19 protein-coding genes are annotated in these 18,264 nt (G+C 76.9%); 1 reads left to right on the forward strand and 18 read right to left on the reverse strand.

Features of this window, described 5'->3' with window-relative positions:
* Positions 1 to 27 precede the first annotated feature (27 nt).
* The 4 genes from ACI8AX_RS15095 to rpe are packed head-to-tail and all read right to left on the reverse strand — an operon-like array spanning position 28 to position 3,672.
* The gene (locus ACI8AX_RS15095; protein WP_456550651.1) at positions 28 to 1,329 is read right to left on the reverse strand and encodes a bifunctional 3,4-dihydroxy-2-butanone-4-phosphate synthase/GTP cyclohydrolase II; all 1,302 of its coding nucleotides are present in this window, start codon (positions 1,327 to 1,329) and stop codon (positions 28 to 30) included.
* Complete coding sequence (locus ACI8AX_RS15100) at positions 1,326 to 1,949, reverse strand: riboflavin synthase (RefSeq protein ID WP_456550652.1); 624 nt, start codon at positions 1,947 to 1,949, stop codon at positions 1,326 to 1,328. The genes ACI8AX_RS15095 and ACI8AX_RS15100 overlap by 4 nt, the downstream gene beginning before the upstream one ends.
* A 2-nt stretch (positions 1,950 to 1,951) precedes the next feature.
* On the reverse strand, positions 1,952 to 3,001 hold the full coding sequence (gene ribD, locus ACI8AX_RS15105; RefSeq protein ID WP_456550653.1) for a bifunctional diaminohydroxyphosphoribosylaminopyrimidine deaminase/5-amino-6-(5-phosphoribosylamino)uracil reductase RibD: 1,050 nt from the start codon (positions 2,999 to 3,001) through the stop codon (positions 1,952 to 1,954).
* Complete coding sequence (gene rpe / locus ACI8AX_RS15110; RefSeq protein WP_456550654.1) at positions 2,998 to 3,672, reverse strand: ribulose-phosphate 3-epimerase; 675 nt, start codon at positions 3,670 to 3,672, stop codon at positions 2,998 to 3,000. Before rpe ends, ribD begins: the two co-directional genes overlap by 4 nt.
* Positions 3,673 to 4,077: 405 nt before the next feature.
* Here rpe and ACI8AX_RS15115 point away from each other — a divergent pair, with 405 nt between their 5' ends.
* On the forward strand, positions 4,078 to 5,556 hold the full coding sequence (locus ACI8AX_RS15115; protein WP_456550655.1) for an aldehyde dehydrogenase family protein: 1,479 nt from the start codon (positions 4,078 to 4,080) through the stop codon (positions 5,554 to 5,556).
* A 25-nt stretch (positions 5,557 to 5,581) separates the two neighbouring features.
* Here the strand turns inward: ACI8AX_RS15115 and ACI8AX_RS15120 are convergent, their stop codons facing one another.
* The 14 genes from ACI8AX_RS15120 to ACI8AX_RS15185 form a co-directional block, all read right to left on the reverse strand.
* Positions 5,582 to 6,079 carry a GNAT family N-acetyltransferase gene (locus ACI8AX_RS15120; protein ID WP_456550656.1) on the reverse strand — a complete coding sequence of 166 codons (498 nt, stop codon included), beginning with the start codon at positions 6,077 to 6,079 and terminating at the stop codon, positions 5,582 to 5,584.
* Between the two features lie 47 nt (positions 6,080 to 6,126).
* Positions 6,127 to 7,530 (reverse strand): RsmB/NOP family class I SAM-dependent RNA methyltransferase, encoded by a 1,404-nt coding sequence (locus tag ACI8AX_RS15125; protein ID WP_456550657.1) that lies wholly within the window; start codon positions 7,528 to 7,530, stop codon positions 6,127 to 6,129.
* Positions 7,527 to 8,504, reverse strand: coding sequence for a methionyl-tRNA formyltransferase (gene fmt, locus ACI8AX_RS15130; protein ID WP_456550658.1), 978 nt, complete (start codon positions 8,502 to 8,504; stop codon positions 7,527 to 7,529). Before fmt ends, ACI8AX_RS15125 begins: the two co-directional genes overlap by 4 nt.
* The gene (def, locus tag ACI8AX_RS15135; protein WP_456550659.1) at positions 8,453 to 8,986 is read right to left on the reverse strand and encodes a peptide deformylase; all 534 of its coding nucleotides are present in this window, start codon (positions 8,984 to 8,986) and stop codon (positions 8,453 to 8,455) included. Before def ends, fmt begins: the two co-directional genes overlap by 52 nt.
* Positions 8,987 to 9,029: 43 nt before the next feature.
* Positions 9,030 to 9,287, reverse strand: coding sequence for a hypothetical protein (locus ACI8AX_RS15140; protein WP_456550660.1), 258 nt, complete (start codon positions 9,285 to 9,287; stop codon positions 9,030 to 9,032).
* Positions 9,288 to 9,408: 121 nt separating this feature from the next.
* Positions 9,409 to 10,098 (reverse strand): aspartate/glutamate racemase family protein, encoded by a 690-nt coding sequence (locus ACI8AX_RS15145; protein ID WP_456550661.1) that lies wholly within the window; start codon positions 10,096 to 10,098, stop codon positions 9,409 to 9,411.
* Between the two features lie 7 nt (positions 10,099 to 10,105).
* Positions 10,106 to 12,097 carry a primosomal protein N' gene (locus ACI8AX_RS15150; RefSeq protein ID WP_456550662.1) on the reverse strand — a complete coding sequence of 664 codons (1,992 nt, stop codon included), beginning with the start codon at positions 12,095 to 12,097 and terminating at the stop codon, positions 10,106 to 10,108.
* A gap of 94 nt (positions 12,098 to 12,191) precedes the next feature.
* Positions 12,192 to 13,388, reverse strand: coding sequence for a methionine adenosyltransferase (metK, locus tag ACI8AX_RS15155; RefSeq protein WP_456550663.1), 1,197 nt, complete (start codon positions 13,386 to 13,388; stop codon positions 12,192 to 12,194).
* 93 nt (positions 13,389 to 13,481) lie between these two features.
* Positions 13,482 to 14,693, reverse strand: a complete 1,212-nt coding sequence (coaBC, locus tag ACI8AX_RS15160; protein WP_456550664.1) for a bifunctional phosphopantothenoylcysteine decarboxylase/phosphopantothenate--cysteine ligase CoaBC — start codon at positions 14,691 to 14,693, stop codon at positions 13,482 to 13,484.
* Positions 14,694 to 14,771: 78 nt separating this feature from the next.
* Positions 14,772 to 15,035: a DNA-directed RNA polymerase subunit omega gene (gene rpoZ / locus ACI8AX_RS15165; protein ID WP_012949163.1), complete on the reverse strand. Its 264-nt coding sequence runs from the start codon at positions 15,033 to 15,035 to the stop codon at positions 14,772 to 14,774.
* A 53-nt stretch (positions 15,036 to 15,088) separates the two neighbouring features.
* Positions 15,089 to 15,697 carry a guanylate kinase gene (gene gmk, locus ACI8AX_RS15170; protein WP_456550665.1) on the reverse strand — a complete coding sequence of 203 codons (609 nt, stop codon included), beginning with the start codon at positions 15,695 to 15,697 and terminating at the stop codon, positions 15,089 to 15,091.
* Between the two features lie 36 nt (positions 15,698 to 15,733).
* On the reverse strand, positions 15,734 to 16,090 hold the full coding sequence (gene mihF / locus ACI8AX_RS15175) for an integration host factor, actinobacterial type (protein ID WP_456550666.1): 357 nt from the start codon (positions 16,088 to 16,090) through the stop codon (positions 15,734 to 15,736).
* 360 nt (positions 16,091 to 16,450) lie between these two features.
* The gene (gene pyrF / locus ACI8AX_RS15180; protein ID WP_456550667.1) at positions 16,451 to 17,326 is read right to left on the reverse strand and encodes an orotidine-5'-phosphate decarboxylase; all 876 of its coding nucleotides are present in this window, start codon (positions 17,324 to 17,326) and stop codon (positions 16,451 to 16,453) included.
* Positions 17,323 to 18,258, reverse strand: a complete 936-nt coding sequence (locus ACI8AX_RS15185) for a dihydroorotate dehydrogenase (RefSeq protein ID WP_456550668.1) — start codon at positions 18,256 to 18,258, stop codon at positions 17,323 to 17,325. Before ACI8AX_RS15185 ends, pyrF begins: the two co-directional genes overlap by 4 nt.
* Positions 18,259 to 18,264 lie beyond the last annotated feature (6 nt).

Below are 18,264 nucleotides of genomic sequence, written 5' to 3' on the forward strand. Positions count from 1 at the left end.
GGCCCGTCCGCGGACGCGCGAGCCCGTTCACAGCCGCTGCTCGCGCTGCGCCAGCGGGACCACGGTGCCGGGCACGTCGTCGGGGCCGGACTCGGTCTCGGGCTCGAGGATGTCGAGCAGGTGGCCCATCCGGTCGCGCTTGGTGCGCAGGTAGGCCAGGTTCTCGGCGGTGACGTGGCTGGGCAGCGGGACGCGGCCGAGGACCTCCAGCCCGTACCCCTCCAGGCCCGCCCGCTTGGCCGGGTTGTTGGTCAGCAGGCGCATGGTGCGGATGCCGAGGTCGACGAGGATCTGCGCCCCGGTGCCGTAGTCGCGGGCGTCGGCGGGCAGGCCCAGGCCCAGGTTGGCGTCGACGGTGTCGGCGCCGGCGTCCTGCAGCTGGTAGGCCTGCAGCTTGTGCAGCAGGCCGATGCCCCGGCCCTCGTGCCCCCGGATGTAGAGGACGACGCCGCGCCCCTCCTCGGCCACGCGGGCCAGCGCGGCCTGCAGCTGCGGGCCGCAGTCGCAGCGCAGCGAGCCGAACACGTCGCCGGTGAGGCACTCGGAGTGCACGCGGACCAGCACGTCCTGCCCGTCGCCGATGTCGCCGACGACGAAGGCCACGTGCTCGCGCTCGTCGTAGGAGCTGCGGTAGCCCACCGCGGTGAACGTGCCCGCGGGCAGCGGCACGACCGCCTCGGCGACCCGCTCCACCAGCTTGTCGAAGCGCTTGCGGTAGGCGATGAGGTCGGCGATGGACACCATGAGCAGGCCGTGGGTGTCGGCGAAGGCGCGCAGCTCCTCGCTGCGGGCCATCTCGGTCGGGTCCCGCTCGCTGACGACCTCGCACAGCGCGCCCGCGGGGCGCAGCCCGGCCAGCACGGCGAGGTCGACGGCGGCCTCGGTGTGCCCCGGCCGGCGCAGCACCCCGCCGTCGCGGGCGCGCAGCGGCACCACGTGCCCGGGGCGGGTCAGGTCGGTCGGCGAGGTCCCGGCGCCGGCCAGCAGCCGGATGGTGTGCGCGCGGTCGGCGGCCGAGATGCCGGTCCCGGTGCCGGCGCGGGCGTCGACGGTGACCGTGTAGGCGGTGCCGTGGCGGTCCTGGTTGACCCGGTACATCGGCGGCAGGTCCAGCCGGTCGGCGTCGGCCTCGGTCACCGCCACGCAGACGTAGCCCGAGGTGTGGCGGACCGTGAACGCGACCAGCTCCGGCGTCGCCAGTTCGGCGGCGAAGATCAGGTCGCCCTCGTTCTCGCGGTCCTCGTCGTCGACGACGACGACGGCGCGGCCGGCGCCGATCGCGGCGATCGCGTCCTCGACGCTGTCCAGCCGCACGCGCTGCCCGCTCACCGGCGCGCCTCCAGGAGCCGCTCCACGTACTTGGCGACCACGTCGACCTCCAGGTTCACGGGGCTGCCCGGCGCGCGGGTGCCCAGCGTCGTCTCGCGCAGGGTGGTGGGGATGAGGCTCACCTCGAACCAGGGCTCCGGGTCGTGCACCGCGCTGACGGCGCTCACGGTGAGCGAGACGCCGTCCACGGCGACCGACCCCTTCTCGACCACGTACGGAGCCAGCGACGGCGGCAGGGCGATCCGGACGACCTCCCAGTGCTCGCCCGGGGTGCGGGCCAGCACGGAGCCGACGCCGTCGACGTGGCCCTGCACCAGGTGCCCGCCCAGCCGGGTCTGCGGGGTCACGGCCCGCTCGAGGTTCACCGGGTCGCCGGCGCCCAGCGCGCCGAGGCTGCTGCGGCTCAGCGTCTCGGCCATGACGTCGGTGCTCCACACGCCGGACCCGTCCCCGGCCGGCTCGACGCCGGTGACGGTGAGGCACACGCCGTTGACGGCGATCGAGTCGCCGAGGGAGACGCCGCCGAGCACGGTGCGGGCGCGGATGGCGAGCACGGCGGAGTCGGCCTGCTCGTCGCGTCGCTCGAGGGTGCCGACCTCCTCGACGATGCCGGTGAACACGGTCAGCTCCTCCCGTCCGGCCGCAGCCGGATCTCGACGTCCTGGCCCCGCCGCACGACGTCGGTGACCGTCAGGGACAGCGCGCCGGCGATGGAGGTGATTCCCAGGTCGCCCACCAGCGGGGCGCCCGCGCCGAGCAGTTTGGGTGCGACGTGCAGCACCACCTCGTCGACGAGGCCCGCGCGCAGGAACGCCGCGGCCAGCGTCGGCCCGCCCTCCAGCAGGAGCCGGCGGACGTCGCGGGCGTAGAGCTCGGCGAGCAGGTCCGCGGCGGTCGGTGCGGCGCTGACCAGCGTCGGGGCCGCGTCGTCGCGGACGCGGGCGGCGCCGGGCAGGCGGCCGCGCCGGTCGACGACGACGCGCAGCGGCTGCCGTGCGGCGTCGCTCCCGTCGGGACGGCGGACGGTCAGCTGCGGGTCGTCGGTGAGCGCCGTCCCGGAGCCGACGACGACCGCGTCACAGGTGGCCCGCAGCCGGTGCACCGCCTCGCGCGCCTCGGCGCCGGTGACCCAGCGGCTGCTGCCGTCGGCGGCGGCGACCCGGCCGTCGAGCGTGGCGGCGACCTTCCACACCACGTGGGGGCGGTGCTCGCGGACGGCGGTCAGCCAGGAGGCCAGCGCGCCGGCCTCGGCCGCCGTCCGCTCCAGGCCCACCTCGACCTCGACACCGGCGTCGCGCAGCCGCTGCGCGCCCCCGGCGGCCAGGCCGGTCGGCTCGGGGACGGCGACCACGACGCGGGCGACGCCGGCGGCGATCAGGGCGTCGGCGCAGGGGCCGGTGCGCCCGGTGTGCGCGCAGGGCTCGAGCGTGACGACGGCGGTGCCGCCCCGGGCCCGCTCCCCGGCCTCGGCGAGGGCGGCGACCTCGGCGTGCGGGCCGCCGGGCGGCGCGGTCGCGCCCTCCCCCACCGGCGTGCCGTCGGCGGCCAGCACCACGGCGCCGACCGGCGGGTTCGGGCTGGTGGCGCCGAGGACCGACTCGCCGAGGGCCAGCGCCCGCGCCATGGCCATGCGCTCGGCCCAGGGGCTGGTGGCGCCGGTCGGGGCGGTCACCCGGACAGCGCCGCGGCGGCCTGCGCGCGCAGGGCGGCGATGGCCCGCGCGGGGTCGTCGGCGCCGTAGACGGCGGAGCCCGCGACGAAGACGTCGGCGCCGGCCTCGGCGGCCTGCTCGATGGTGTCGGCGTTGATGCCGCCGTCGACCTCGACGAACAGCTTCAGGTGGCCGGTGTCGACCAGCTCGCGGGCCCGGCGGACCTTGGGCAGGACCTCGGCGATGAACGACTGGCCGCCGAAGCCGGGCTCGACGGTCATGACCAGCAGGGTGTCGAACTCGCGGAGCACCTCGACGTAGTCCTCCAGCGGCGTCCCGGGCTTGACCGCCAGGCCGGCCAGCGCGCCGGCGGCGCGGAGGTCGCGGGCGACGTCGCGGGGGTCGCCGGTGCAGGCCTCGGCGTGGACGGTGACGTTGCGGGCGCCGAGCTCGGCGTAGCCGGGCGCCCACCGCTCCGGGGCCTCGATCATCAGGTGGCAGTCGAGCGGGACGGGGCTCACCCGCTGGATCGCCTCGACCACCGGCCGGCCCAGGGTCAGGTTGGGCACGAAGTGGGCGTCCATGACGTCGACGTGCAGCCAGTCGGCGTCGGCCACGCGCTGCGCCTCCTCGGCGAGGCGGGCGAAGTCGGCCGAGAGCAGGCTGGGGGCGATCATCGGCGTCCGGGGCACGGGTGCCGAGTCTAGGCGGGCCCGCCCGCTCCCCTTCGGGGCGATGCACGGCGGCGCGATCCCGTGCGGTTCCCCAACCTGCGCGTACGGGGTCCGGCGGCTGGTCCGAGGCGTGGTCGGCCGCGCCCGCGCGCCCGCGACCGGCGCCCCGCTCGCACGCCTCCGCGATGCGGACCGGGGACACCGCCGGCGCCGGCTGACCCGGCCCACCGGTCGAGCCGGTCCGCCGCGCCGGTCCCCGAGGCCGGTCCGCCGTGGGTGCCCTGCGCCCGGCCGGCACTGCCGCGTCCCCGACCCGACCGCCGATCTGCCGCGCGGCACCCAGACCGGCACCGCGGCACCCGCGACGAGGCCGGGCGCGGATCGGGGCGTGTCCGCCGGGGGCGGCCGGGTAGGGCACGACCCATGGCTCCTGCGACCCCCGCCCCCTCCCGCTACGACGGATTCGACCGCATGCCCATCGCCGGCACCTGGCGGCCCGGGAGCTCGGGGAAGACGGCGACCGACACCGACCCCTACACCGGCGAGACGCTGACCGAGATCCGCCTCGCCGACGCCGCCGACCTCGACCAGGCCTACGCGAGGGCGAAGGAGGCGCAGCGGGACTGGGCCGCCCGGCTGCCCGGCGAGCGCGCCGAGGTGATGCGCCGGGCCGCGGCGATCATGGACGCCCGCAGGGACGAGATCGTCGACTGGCACGTCCGCGAGAGCGGCGCCGCGGCCCCCGCCGCGGCCTTCGAGTTCGCGATCACCGTGCGCGACTTCCACGAGGCGGCGTCCTACCCCTACCGCGTCGAGGGCCGGATCCTGCCCGCGGACATCGAGGGCAAGGAGAGCCGCGTCTACCGCCGTCCGGTGGGTGTCGTCGCCGTCATCAGCCCGTGGAACGTGCCGATGCACCTGTCCAACCGCTCCGTCGCCCCGGCACTGGCGTTGGGCAACGCCGTCGTCCTCAAGCCGGCCGGGGACACGCCGGTGACCGGCGGCCTGCTCCTGGCCAAGGTCTACGAGGAGGCGGGGCTGCCCGAGGGGCTGCTCTCGGTGGTCATCGGGTCGGGCAGCGAGATCGGCGACGCGATCGTCTCCCACCCCACGCCGCGGGTCGTCTCGTTCACCGGGTCCACACCGGTCGGCAAGGGCATCGCCGAGAAGGCCGGCCTCAAGAAGCTGTCGCTGGAGCTGGGCGGCAACGGCCCGCTCGTCGTCCTGGACGACGCCGACCTCGGCTACGCCGTCGACGCGGCGATCTTCGGCAAGTTCTTCCACCAGGGCCAGGTCTGCATGATCACCAACCGGATCGTGGTGGACGACGCCGTGCACGACGAGTTCGTCGACCGCTACGTCGAGCGGGCCCGCTCGCTCAAGGCCGGAGATCCGCGGGAGGACGACACCGTCATCGGGCCGATCATCAACGCCAAGCAGCTCGAGGGGATCCAGGAGAAGATCGGCGCCGCCCGCGAGGACGGCGCGCATCAGCTGCTCGGCGGCGACCCCACCGGCCCGATCGGCTCCGTGCTGCCGCCGCACGTCCTGCTCGGCACGAACGACGTCGCCAGCGCGCGACAGGAGATGTTCGGTCCCGTCGTCACGATCATCCGGGCCCGCGACGAGGACGACGCGCTCGCCATCGCCAACGACACCGAGTACGGGCTGTCCAGCGCCGTCTTCACCGAGGACACCGAGCGCGGCGTCCGCTTCGCCCTCCGCGTCGAGGCGGGGATGACCCACGTCAACGACTCACCGCTCAACGACGAGAACAACACCGCGTTCGGCGGCGAGAAGGAGTCGGGCCTGGGCCGGTTCGGCGGCGAGTGGGCGATCGACGAGTTCACCACCGACCACTGGGTGAGCGTCCAGCACACCAAGCGCCGCTTCCCCTTCTGACCGCCGCCCCCCCACCGACCGCGGGTCAGTCGCGGTCGGGCAGGGCGGTCCACTCCGCCCAGCTGAGGTCACGACCCACGAAGCGGGGACGGCGCAGCGGCCACTCCCCGGCGAGCCAGCGCGGGACGAAGGCGTCCAGCGCCGCCTCGACCTCCGTGCCGGCCAGCCGCTCGACGACCCACCAGGAGACCTCGGCGTCGGCGTCCCCGGCCTTCTCCGGCGGGTCGACGTACACGCAGCCGAGCAGCTCGGTCTCGCCGGCGTCGAACAGGGCGTAGTTGAAGCTCTCGTGGGCCTCGATCTCCCGCTCGTGGCGGGCGAGGTCGGCGCGGTCCTGCTCCTCGGTCATGTCCGCCGGCGGCCAGCCCCAGGCCTCGCCGTAGACGGCCCACAGCCGCGGCTGCTCGGCCATGACGGTCGGGAAGTCGATCGCGGTGTCGGCCTCGCGGATGGGCCGCAGGTGGTGCCCGGTCGGGAGGTCGGCGCGCAGCGGGTGGACGAAGTCGTCGGGGAGCCAGGACACGGCCGGGACCGTAGCCGCTCGCGGTCGGCCGTCGGCCGGCCGACCGGTCAGCGGGTGCGGCGCAGCAGCGACAGGAACATCGCGTCGGTGCCGTGCCGGTGCGGCCACAGCTGCCCGTACCGCCCCCGCTCGATCCGGGGGACCTCGGGGAACAGCGGCGCCACCGGCAGCACCTCGACGTCGTCGCGGGCCGCGACCCCGCCCACGACGTCCTCGGTCTCCGCGGTGTGCGGCGAGCAGGTCACGTAGGCGACCACTCCCCCGGGCCGCACCGACGCCAGCGCGCCGTCCAGCAGCTCGCGCTGCAGCCCGGCCAGCGGGGCGACGTCCTCCGGCGTCCGGCGCCAGCGCACCTCGGGGCGCCGCCGCAGCGCCCCCAGCCCGGTGCACGGGGCGTCCAGCAGCACCCGGTCGAACGAGCCGGCCGCCCACGGCGGCTCGCGCCCGTCGGCCACCAGCACCTCGACGTCGTCCTCGCCGCGCAGCGCCCGGCGCACCAGCTCGGCCCGGTGCGGGGCCCGGTCGGCGGCGGTCAGCCGCACCCCGGCCGGGCGGACGGCGGCCAGCAGCCCCGACTTCCCGCCCGGGCCGGCGCACATGTCCAGCCAGGCCCCGTCGGGCCCCTCCAGCGGCGCCCGCGCCAGCAGCAGCGCGGCGAGCTGGCTGCCCTCGTCCTGGACCGCCGCGGCGCCCGCGCGCACGGACGGCAGCCGGCCGGGGTCCCCGCCGCCCATGCGGACCGCGTACGGCGACCACGGCCCGGGCTCGCCGCCGGACTCCTCGGCCAGCGCCTCGCGGGCCACCCGCCGCGCGACCAGGTGCACCTCGGGCGCCGCGTCGTCGGCCAGCAGGGCGGGCTCCAGCTCGTCGTCCCCGCCCAGCGCGTCGCGCCAGGCCGCCACGACCCAGCGCGGGTGGTCGGTGGCCAGCGCGAGCCGCTGGTCGCCCCCGGCACCGAGCCGCTCCAGCCAGGCCGCGCGGTCCCCGCCACCGGCGACCTTCCGCAGCACGGCGTTGACCAGACCGGAGGCGCCCGTGCCGACGACGGCGCGGGTCAGGTCCACCGTGGTGGCGACGGCGGCGTGCGCCGGCACCCGCAGGTCCAGCAGCTGGTAGGCGCCCAGCCGCAGCAGGTCGAGCACCCGCGGGTCGAGCTCGGCCAGCGGCCGGTCGACCAGCGTCGCCAGGACGGCGTCCAGAGTGCCCTGTGCCCGCAGCGCCCCGTAGGCCAGCTGGGTGGTGAAGGCCGCGTCCCGGGTGTCCAGCTCCCGCTCGCGCAGCAGCTGCGGCAGCAGCAGGTTGGCGTAGGCCTCGCGCGAGGTGACGGCGTCCAGCACGTCGTAGGCGGTCAGCCGGGCGCCGTCCAGCTGCGGGCGCGGCCGGCGTCCCTGCCGCCCGCCGGGCCGGCCCCCGGAGGGTCCCCGCCCTCCGCGCCGCGGCGGACCGCTCATGCGCCGACCCGCTCGCCGGCGGCCGGCCGCGCGCCGCGCGCCCAGTCCGGCCCAGGCAGCACCCGCTTGCCCGCGGGCTGCACCTCGCCCAGCCGGACGGCGCCGCGGCCGGTGCCCACCAGCACGCCCGTCGGACCCACCGACAGCTCACCGGGCTCCAGGCCCAGGGACGTCGGCAGCGGCTCCACCGGGCCCAGCCGCAGGCGGTCGCCGCGCCAGGTCGTCCACGCCCCCGGCGCGGGGGTCACGCCCCGGACCCGCCGGTCGACCACGTGCGCCGGCAGCGTCCAGTCCACCCGCGCGTCGGCGACCTCGATGCGCGGCGCCAGGCTGACCCCCTCGGCCGGCTGCGGCTGCGGCTCCAGCGCGCCGGCGGCGATGCCGTCGAGGGTGGCGAGCAGCAGCTGCGCACCGCTGACGGCCAGCCGGCCGAGCAGGTCGCCGGCGGTGTCGCGGGGCCCGATCGCCTCGGTGACCGTGCCGAACACCGGCCCGGTGTCCAGCCCGGCCTCGAGGCGGAAGGTGGACGCGCCGGTGATCTCGTCGCCGGCCATGACCGCGTGCTGCACCGGGGCGGCGCCGCGCCAGGCCGGCAGCAGCGAGAAGTGCAGGTTGACCCAGCCGTGGGCCGGCAGGTCGAGGGCGGCCTGCGGCACCAGCGCGCCGTAGGCGACGACCGGGGCGCAGTCGACGGCGAGGTCGGCCAGCTGCGCCAGGAACTCCGGCTCGCGCGGCGAGCGCGGCTGCAGCACCGGCACGCCGGCGGCGTCGGCGCGCTCGGCCACCGGCGAGCGGCGCAGCGACCGGCCGCGGCCGGAGCGGGCGTCCGGGCGGGTGAGCACGGCGACGACCTCGTGCTCCGAGCCGAGCAGCAGGTCCAGCGAGGGGACGGCGGGCGCCGGGGTGCCCGCGAACAGGAGCCTCAGTGGGGGCTCACCTCCACCCGCGGCAGGTAGGCGCCCCAGCCGGACCACTCGGCCTCGGCGAGGGCGGCCAGCGCGGCCGCGCGGGCGTCCGGGTCGAGCCGGTCGACGAACAGCACGCCGTCGAGGTGGTCGACCTCGTGCTGCACCGCGCGGGCCAGCAGGTGCGAGCCCTCGATCCGCACCGGGTCGCCGTGCATGTTCCAGCCGGTGGCCGCCACGTGCAGGTGCCGGCGGCAGTCGTAGGCGTAGCCCGGCAGCGACAGGCAGCCCTCCGGGCCCTCCTGCTGCTCCTCGCCGACGAGCGTCACGTCGGGGTTGACCAGGTGGCCGAGCTCCCCGTCCACCCGCCAGGTGAAGACGCGCAGGCCGACGCCGATCTGCGGCGCGGCCAGGCCGGCGCCGCCGGCGGCCTGCATGGTGTCGGTCAGGTCGGCCACCAGCCGCCGGAGCTCGGCGTCGAAGTCCACGACCGGCGCGGCCGGGGTGCGCAGCACCGGGTCGCCGTAGAGCCGGATGGGGGTCACGCTCACCGGACGATCGTAGGCGGCCCCGCACGACGCCCCGGGCGGCCGGTCAGGTGCCGGTCAGCACGCCGACCACGGCCGGCGCCCCGTCGGAGGGGTCGTTGCCGCTGGGGCCGTCGTCGGGGCCGCACCGGCTGATGCCGACGGCGATCGCGGCGACGACGACGAGGGCGACCAACCCGAGCAGGACCCGGCGCAGGCCCCGCCTGACGCTCGCGACGCCCTCCGGGTCGGTGCCGCTGCGCGGGACGCCGGAGCCGGCGTCGTCGTTGCCGGTGTCACCGGGCTGGGGGTTCGTGGCGGTCACGGGGCGCTCCTGGTCCCGGTCCCCGAGCGGACCGGTGGTCGGCCAGCGGGCGGTTGCTGACCCGTTCCCGTCCGCTACCCCGGCCACCGGCCCCGACACCCCGGGATGCCCGGCGACCGGGTCAGTCCAGGGCGGCGGCCACGGCGGCGGCCACGTGCAGCTGCGTGGTGGGGAACAGCGGCAGGTCGACGTCGCCGGCGCCCAGCAGCAGCTCGAGCTCGGTGCAGCCCAGGACGACGCCCGTGGCGCCTGCGGCGGCCAGCCGCGCCACGACGCCGCGCACCGCCTCCCGGGACCCGTCCCGGACCACCCCCAGGCACAGCTCCTCGTAGATCACCCGGTGCACCAGCGCGCGGTCGGCGGCCTCCGGCACGACGACCTCGAGGCCGTGCCCGGCCAGCCGCTCCCGCAGGAACGGCCGCTCCATGGTGAACGCCGTGCCCAGCAGGCCGACCCGGGTGACGCCCGCGGCCCGGACGGCGTCGGCGGTGACGTCGCCGATGTGCAGCAGCGGCACGTCGAGGACCGCGGTGAGCGCCCCGGCGACCTGGTGCATCGTGTTGGTGCACAGCAGGACGAGGTCGGCGCCCGCGGCCTGCACGCTGCGGGCGTCGGCGGCCAGCAGCTCCCCGGCCCGGTCCCAGTCCCCGGCGACCTGCAGGCGCTCGATCTCCGCGAAGTCGACCGACAGCAGCACGCAGCGGGCCGAGTGCAGCCCGCCGAGACGATCGCGCACCGCCTCGTTGAGCAGTCGGTAGTAGAGCGCGCTGCTCTCCCAGCTCATGCCGCCGAGCAGGCCGATGGTCCGCATGCGCCGATCACACCAGCTCGGGAGGGTCCAGCTGCACGCGGACGTGCTCGGCGACCTTCTTCGCGCTGCGCACGCCCTGCACCTCGGCCAGGGCGCGGGCCAGGGCGACCCCCTCGGTGCGCGGCGTGCGCACCAGGTACCGCTCGCGCGGCCCCTCCTGGCCGGGGCGCGGCTGCTCGGGCACCGGGCCCAGCAGGTCGGCGTCGGCCGGCAGCCGGACGGCGGCGAGGAAGTCGGCGAGGGCGTCGGGCGAGCCGGACACCGACGCCATCCGGGTGGCCGGCGGGAACCCCAGCTCCCGCCGGTCGGCCAGCTCCCGCTCGGCGAGCCAGCCCGGGTCCCAGCGCACGAGCGCCTGCACGACCGGGTGCGCCGCGTCGGCCGCGACGACCACCTGGCCGCCGTCGGGGGCGGGCCGGACGAGCGTGGCCGCGTTCATCCAGCGGCGCAGGGTCTCCTCCCCCGCCCGCAGGTCGGCCCGGCCCAGCAGCGCCCAGGAGTCCAGCAGCAGGGCCGCGCCGTACCCGCCCTCGGCGACCGGCTCGGCACCCGGGGTGGCCACCACGAGGGCCGGCCCGGCGGGGACCGTCGGCAGGACGCCGGACGAGCGGCCCGACACCCGGACCGCGGCGCCGGGGAACGCGCGGCCCAGCTCCTCCGCCGTCCGGGAGGCGCCGACCACCGAGGCACGCAGCTTCGTGCCGTGGCAGTGCGGGCAGTCGAAGGTCGCCGCCGGGCGCGCGCACCACCGGCAGGCGGGGACCCGCGAGCCGCCCGGCCCGGGGGTCGGCGCGATGCCCAGCGGGCCCGAGCAGACCGGGCAGCGGGCGGGCGCGCGGCAGCGGTCGCACGACAGCCCGGGCGCGTAGCCGGCCCGCGGCACCTGCACGAGCACCGGCGCCCCGGCGGCGAGGGCCTCGCGGGCCACCCGGTGGGCGAGGCTGGGCAGCCGGGCGGTGCGGGCGGCCGGGTCGCGGGCCAGCTCGGCGTCGGCACCCAGCGCCTGCACGCGCGGCGCGGCCGCGCGCAGGGCCGCGCGGTCGGCGGCCAGCTCCTGCGCCCAGCCGCTCTCCAGCAGCAGGGCGGCCTCGGCGGTGCGGGCGGTGGCGGCGACCACGGCCGCGCAGCCGGCCAGGTGCGCCCGGTGCACCAGGACGTCGCGGGCGTGCGCGTAGGGCCCGCGGGGCTCGGCGTGCAGGTCGTCCCCGTCGTCCCAGATCGCGACCAGGCCCAGGTCGGCCACCGGGGCGTAGACCGCCGCCCGCGTGCCGAGCACGACCTTCGCGCTGCCGCGGACGGCGTCCAGGAAGCGCCGGTAGCGGGCGTCGGGCGCGGCGTCGGCCCGCAGGACGACGAAGGAGCCCTTCGGCAGCCGCGCGGCCGCCGCGGCCTCCATCCGGTCCAGGTCGCGCCCGTCGGGGACGACGACCAGCGCGCCGCGGTCGCCGGACAGCGCGGCCTGGCACAGCTCGGCCAGCCGGGCCGGCCAGTCCTCCCCGGGCAGCGCCGTCCACACCGCACGCGCCGGGCGGCCCTCGGCGAGGGCGGCGAGCAGCGCCGGGCCGGCCGGGTAACGGCCGAAGCCGGCCGGGTCGGGTGGCCCCGGGGCCGGTGGCGGCTCGGCGGGCGGGCGCTTCTCGGCCGCCGCGCGCCGCGGTGGGACCGCCAGCCGCAGGACGTCGGACATGGTGCCGCCCCAGCGGTCGGCCACGGCCCGGGCCAGCGCCGCCACCTGCGGGGTGAGCACCGGCTCGGGCGACACGAGCCTGGCCAGCGGGGCGAGCCGGCCCTGGTGCTCGGTGGTGGCGGCCAGCTCGAGGACGTACCCGTCGACGAGCTGGCCCGCGAAGCGCACCCGGACCCGGCAGCCCGGCCGCACGTCGGCGGCGAGCTCGGGCGGCACGGCGTAGTCGAAGGGCCGGTCCAGGTGGGCCAGCGGCACGTCCACGACGACCCGGGCCACCAGGGGTGCGGCGGGGAGGTCGGGGGTCGTCGTCATCGCTCCGGCGACGCTACCGACGGGCTACGACAGCAGACGGCGGTGGCCCGCTCCCCCTGGGGGGAACGGGCCACCGGTGCAGCCGGGTGCCGCCTCAGATGCCGCAGGCGGAGCGCAGCGCGTCGACGCGGTCGGTGCGCTCCCACGGCAGGTCGAGGTCGCTGCGGCCGAAGTGGCCGTAGGCCGCCGTCGGGCCGTAGATGGGGCGCAGCAGGTCCAGGTCGCGCACGATCGCGCCGGGGCGGAGGTCGAACACCGAGGTGATCGCCTTCTCCAGGACGTCGTCGGGAGCGGTGCCGGTGCCGTGCGTGTCGACGAACAGGCCCACCGGGTGGGCGGCGCCGATCGCGTAGGCCACCTGCACCTCGCAGCGGCGGGCCAGGCCCGCGGCGACGACGTTCTTGGCCACCCAGCGCATCGCGTAGGCCGCCGAGCGGTCCACCTTCGACGGGTCCTTGCCCGAGAAGGCGCCGCCGCCGTGGCGGGCCATGCCGCCGTAGGTGTCGACGATGATCTTGCGGCCGGTCAGCCCGGCGTCGCCCATCGGGCCGCCGATGACGAACTTGCCGGTCGGGTTCACCAGCAGGCGGTAGTCGCCGGTCGGCAGGCCGAGCGCGGCCAGCTCGGGCTCCACCACGAGCTCCTTGACGTCTGGCGCCAGCAGCTGGTCGATGGAGATGTCCTCGGCGTGCTGCGAGGAGACGACGACGGTCTCGACGCCGACCGGCCGGCCGTCCTCGTAGACGACGGTGACCTGGGTCTTGCCGTCGGGCCGCAGGTAGGGCACCGAGCCGTCCTTGCGGACCGCCGACAGCCGCCGGGCCAGCCGGTGGGCCAGCGCGATCGGCAGCGGCATGAGCTCGGGGGTCTCGTCGCTGGCGTAGCCGAACATCAGGCCCTGGTCGCCGGCGCCCTGGCGCTCGATCTCGTCGTCGGTGGCCCCGGCGGTGCGCGCCTCGTAGGCGGTGTCGACGCCCTGGGCGATGTCGGGCGACTGCGCGCCGAGGGAGACGCTGACGCCGCAGGAGGCGCCGTCGAAGCCCTTGCGGGAGGAGTCGTAGCCGATGCCGAGCACCGTCCTGCGCACGATGTCGGCGATGTCGACGTAGCCGGCGGTGGTGACCTCACCGGCGATGTGCACCTGGCCGGTGGTGATCAGCGTCTCGACGGCGACCCGGCTGCGCGGGTCCTGCTCGAGCATCGCGTCGAGGATGGCGTCGCTGATCTGGTCGGCGATCTTGTCCGGGTGGCCCTCCGTCACCGACTCGGACGTGAAGAGGCGGCGTGACACGAGAACTCCAGGGTGTTCGACGGACGATGTCGTCGTGCACGGTACCGGCGGGCGCCGGGGTGCGGGCACGGAGGCGTGCGGTCGGGCGTGCGGTCAGCCCAGTCGGGTGACGACGGCGGACCAGATGCCGGCGGCGACGGCGTCCTTGCTCCCGGGCGGCAGCTCGGTCACCGCGCCGTCGGAGCCCAGGACGACGGCGGCGTTGTCGGGCTTGCCGAACACCTGCCCGCCGGAGACGTCGTTCACCACCAGCAGGTCGCAGCCCTTGCGGGCCAGCTTGGCCCGGCCGTGGGCGAGCACGTCGCCCTCCGCGTCCCCGGTCTCGGCGGCGAAGCCGACGACGAGCTGCCCGGGCCGCCGCTCGGCGACCAGCTCGGCGAGCACGTCGGGGTTGCGCACCAGGGGGACGGCCGAGGGCTCGCTGCTCGACCCCTTCTTGAGCTTGGTCGCGGCGACGGTCTCGGGCCGGAAGTCGGCGACGGCCGCGCTCATCACGACGACGTCGGCCTCCCGGGCCTCCTGGCGCATCGCCGTCCGCAGCTCCTCGGCGGTGCCCACCGGCACCACCCGGACGCCGAAGGGCGCCGGCGCCTCGACGTTGGCCGCGACGAGCACGACGTCGGCGCCGCGGGCCGCGGCCACCCGGGCCAGCGCCCAGCCCTGCAGGCCCGACGAGCGGTTGCCCAGGTAGCGGACCGGGTCGAGCGGCTCGCGGGTGCCCCCGGCGCTGACCACCACGCGTCGTCCGCCCAGGTCGCGGGCCAGCGCGGGCGCGCCGGAGGCGAGCACCAGCTGGGCGAGCGCGGCGACGTCGGCGGGCTCGGGCAGCCGCCCGGGACCGGAGTCCGGGCCGGTGAGCCGGCCGACGGCGGGCGGCAGCACGATCGAGCCGCGGCGGCGCAGGGTGGCGACGTTGTCCTGGGTGGCCGGGTGCAGCCACATCTCGGTGTGCATCGCCGGCACGAACACCACCGGGCAGTGCGCGGTGAGCAGCGTGGCGGTGAGCAGGTCGTCGGCGCGGCCGGCGGCGGCGCGGGCCAGCAGGTCGGCCGTGGCCGGGGCGACGACGACGAGATCGGCGGTCTGCCCGATCCGCACGTGGGCCACCTCCGGGACGTCGGACCAGACGTCGGTGGTGACCGGGTTGCCCGACAGCGCCTCGAACGTGGCGGCGCCGACGAAGTGCAGGGCGCCGGGCGTGGGGACGACGCGCACGTCGTGGCCGGCCTCGGTGAGCGCGCGCAGCAGCAGGGCCGCCTTGTACGCGGCCACGCCGCCGCTGACGCCCAGCACGATCCGGCTCATGAGCTCATCCTCCCCCAGACGCGACGGAGCCCCCGGCGGGTGCCGGGGGCTCCGTCATCACATCGGGGTGCGGGCGACTCAGTTCTCGCCGGCGGTGTGGGTCAGCAGGCCCTCGTTGATCTCGCGCAGCGCGATCGAGAGCGGCTTCTCCTGGGGCGCGGTGTCGACCAGCGGCCCGACGTACTCGAGCAGGCCCTCGGAGAGCTGGCTGTAGTAGGCGTTGATCTGCCGCGCACGCTTGGCGGCGAAGATCACCAGGCCGTACTTGCTGCTGGTGCGCTCGAGCAGCTCGTCGATCGGCGGGTTGGTGATGCCCTCGGGGGCAGGTGCGACTCCGGACACGGGTGGGCGTGCTCCTCAGATCCTCAGCGGGAGTGGCGGCCGGCGGGCCGGACTCACTCTTTCGCGCCACCCCGGCACAGGTCCGGCGAGGGCGCAGTCAGCAATCCTACCAACTCGTCCGCGGCGCGGGCCACGTCGTCGTTGACCACCACCACGTCGAACTCCCCCGCGGCGTCGAGCTCGGCCTGCGCGATGGCCAGCCGGCGCTCCTGCACCTCCGGCGGCTCCGACCCGCGGCCGGCCAGCCGGCTGACGAGGTCGGCCCACGAGGGCGGGGCGAGGAAGACCAGCTGCGCCTCGGCGTCGCGGGACCGGACCTGCCGCGCGCCCTGCAGCTCGATCTCCAGCAGGGCCGGGGCCCCGGCCGCGAGGCGCTCGCGGACCGGGGCCACCGGCGTGCCGTACCGGTTGCCCGCGTACTCGGCCCACTCGAGCAGGCCGTCGGTGGCGACCAGCCGGTCGAACTCGGCGTCGTCGACGAAGTGGTACTGGACGCCGTCCACCTCACCGGGCCGTGGCCGCCGGGTCGTCACCGACACCGACAGCCAGACCTCCGGGTACCGCCGCCGGACCTCGGCGACGACCGTCCCCTTGCCGACCCCCGAGGGGCCGGAGAGCACGGTCAGCCGCGCCGGCGGCGGGCAGGCGGGCGCATCGGGCACCACTCGTCGTCGTCCTCGTTCCTCCGGTCGCGCGGGTCAGCTGGTGGCGTCGGCGGGGACCTGGTCGGCCGCCACCTGGTCCCCACCGAACTCCGCCTCGAGCGCCCGGCGCTGGTTGGCGCCCAGGCCTCGGACGCGGCGGGTCGGGGAGATCTCCAGCCGCTCCATGATCTTCGCGGCCCGGGCCTTGCCGACACCCGGGAGGGACTCGAGGACGGCGCTGACGCGCATCTTGCCGATCACCTCGTCGGTCTCGCCCTGCCGGAGGACGTCTCCGACGGTGGCGCCCTTGCTCTTGAGCTTCTCGCGGAGCTCGGCGCGCGACTTGCGGGCCGCGGCGGCCTTCTCGAGTGCGGCGGCGCGTTGTTCGGGGGACAGGCTGGGAAGGGGCATCGGTGCGATCCGATCGTGTCGTCGCCGGCGACGGTGGACCCCGGCTGGTGGTTGTGCTGCCTCGGAGGTGGCGCTCCCGCGGGAGCCTGACGGCCAACCTAGTAACCGGCGTATGCGCAGGTCACGCCCACCCTCGACACATTTTCGCGGCAGCCGGCGCCGCCGTGTTCACCCTCCGTCCACCTGCGTGATGACCGTGTGTCAAGGGGGCAGGTCAACCGGCTTACGCTCCGGAGCAGTTCCGGTAAGCGGTGACGTGCGCCACACGGGAGGGATCTACCGCGACACGCCGGGGGCAGCTCCGGCCGGCGCGGTCCGCCCTGGTCAGGGCGGCACGGACCGCGGCGTCGCGGCGCCCGGTCAGGCGGCCAGGGCCTCGGCCCAGCGGGCCGCCGCGGCCCGCAGCGCGGCCGCGTCGGGCCCGGCTCCCAGGACGTCCCGGGAGACGGTGGGGACGACGGCGGTGTCGCGGCCGAACAGCCGGCGCAGGTCCTCCGGCGAGCCGCCCTGGGCGCCCAGGCCAGGGGCGAGCACCGGCCCGCCCAGGCCGGCCAGGTCGACGTCCAGCGCGCGCAGGGTCGCGCCGACGACGACCCCGAAGGAGCCGGTCGTGGGCCCGAAGCGGCTCGCCAGGTCCTGCACCGAGCCCGGGTCGGGCAGCGGGTCGCCGACGACCCAGCCGGGGGTGTTCCAGCCGCGCACCGTGTCGACGACGACCTGGGCGACCGACCGCTCCCCCACGAGCGCGTGCTGCAGCGTGCCGGCGTCGGGGTTCGACGTCCGCGCCAGCACGAACAGGCCGCCGCCGTGCTGCCGGGCGGTGTCGACGGCCGGCTGCAGGGAGCCCGGCCCGAGGAAGGGGCTGACGGTCAGCGCGTCGACGGCCAGCGGGTGGTCCGGGCGGAGGTAGTCGGCGTAGGCGTCCATCGTCGAGCCGATGTCGCCGCGCTTGGCGTCCAGCAGCACCAGCGCCCCGGCGGCCCGGGCGCGGGCGACGGCGTCCTCCAGGACGGCGGTCCCCCGCGACCCGTGCCGCTCGTAGAACGCCATCTGCGGCTTGAGGACGGCGACCGTGCCGGCCAGCGCGCCGACGACGGCGTCGGTGAACCGCGCGAGCCCCTCGGGCGAGTCGGGCAGCCCCCAGCGCTCCAGGAGCGGAGCGTGCGGGTCGATGCCGACGCACAGCGGCCCGCGTGCGGCCACGGCGTCGGCCAGCCGCTCCCCGAAGGTGCTCACCGGTGCGCGTGCCCGACGGCCTCGCGCAGCGAGGAGAACCCGCGGGCGGCCAGGGCCCCGGCCAGCTCGCGGTGCACCCGGGCGGTCGCCGAGGGGTCGTGGAAGACCGCCGTCCCCACGCTGACCGCCGAGGCGCCGGCGAGCACGAACTGCAGCGCGTCCAGGCCCGAGCGGATGCCGCCCATGCCGAGGATCGGCACCTCCGGCAGCGCCTGGTGCACCTGCCAGACGCAGCGCACCGCGACCGGGCGCACCGCCGGGCCGGACAGCCCGCCGGTGACCCCGCCCAGCACCGGCTTCATGGTGTCGGGGTCGATGACCAGGCCGAGGAGGGTGTTGATCATCGACAGGCCGTCGGCGCCGGCGTCGGTGACCGCGCGGGCGACCGAGACGATGTCGGTGACGTCGGGGCTGAGCTTGGCGTAGACCGGCTGCGCGGGGTCCGCGGCGGCTCGGACGGCGGCGACCACGTCGGAGGCGGCGACCGGGTCGCAGGCGAACACCTCGCCGCGGCTCTCGACGTTGGGGCAGCTGATGTTGACCTCGAGCCCGAGGACGCCGGGCACGCCGCGCAGCCGGGTGGCGAGCTCGGCGAAGTCCTCGACCCGGGTGCCGGCGATGGAGACGAACGCGGGGACGCCGCGCTCGGCCAGCCAGGGCAGCTCGCCGGCGAGCAGGCCGTCGATGCCGGGGCCCTGCAGGCCGATGGAGTTGAGCATCCCGCTCGGCGTCTCGGCCATCCGCGGGGTAGGGCGCCCGGAGCGGGGCCGCAGCTGCACGGACTTGGTGACGACGGCGCCGAGGCCGCCCAGGTCCACGAACGGCTCCAGCTCCTGACCGAACGCCGAGCAGCCCGACGCGGTGAGCACCGGGCCGGCCAGCGGCACGGACCCGAGCGCCGTCGTCATGTCGACGGAGTCGCTGGAGTGCACTTCCTG

The sequence above is a fragment of the Blastococcus sp. SYSU D00813 genome (genome assembly GCF_054050735.1).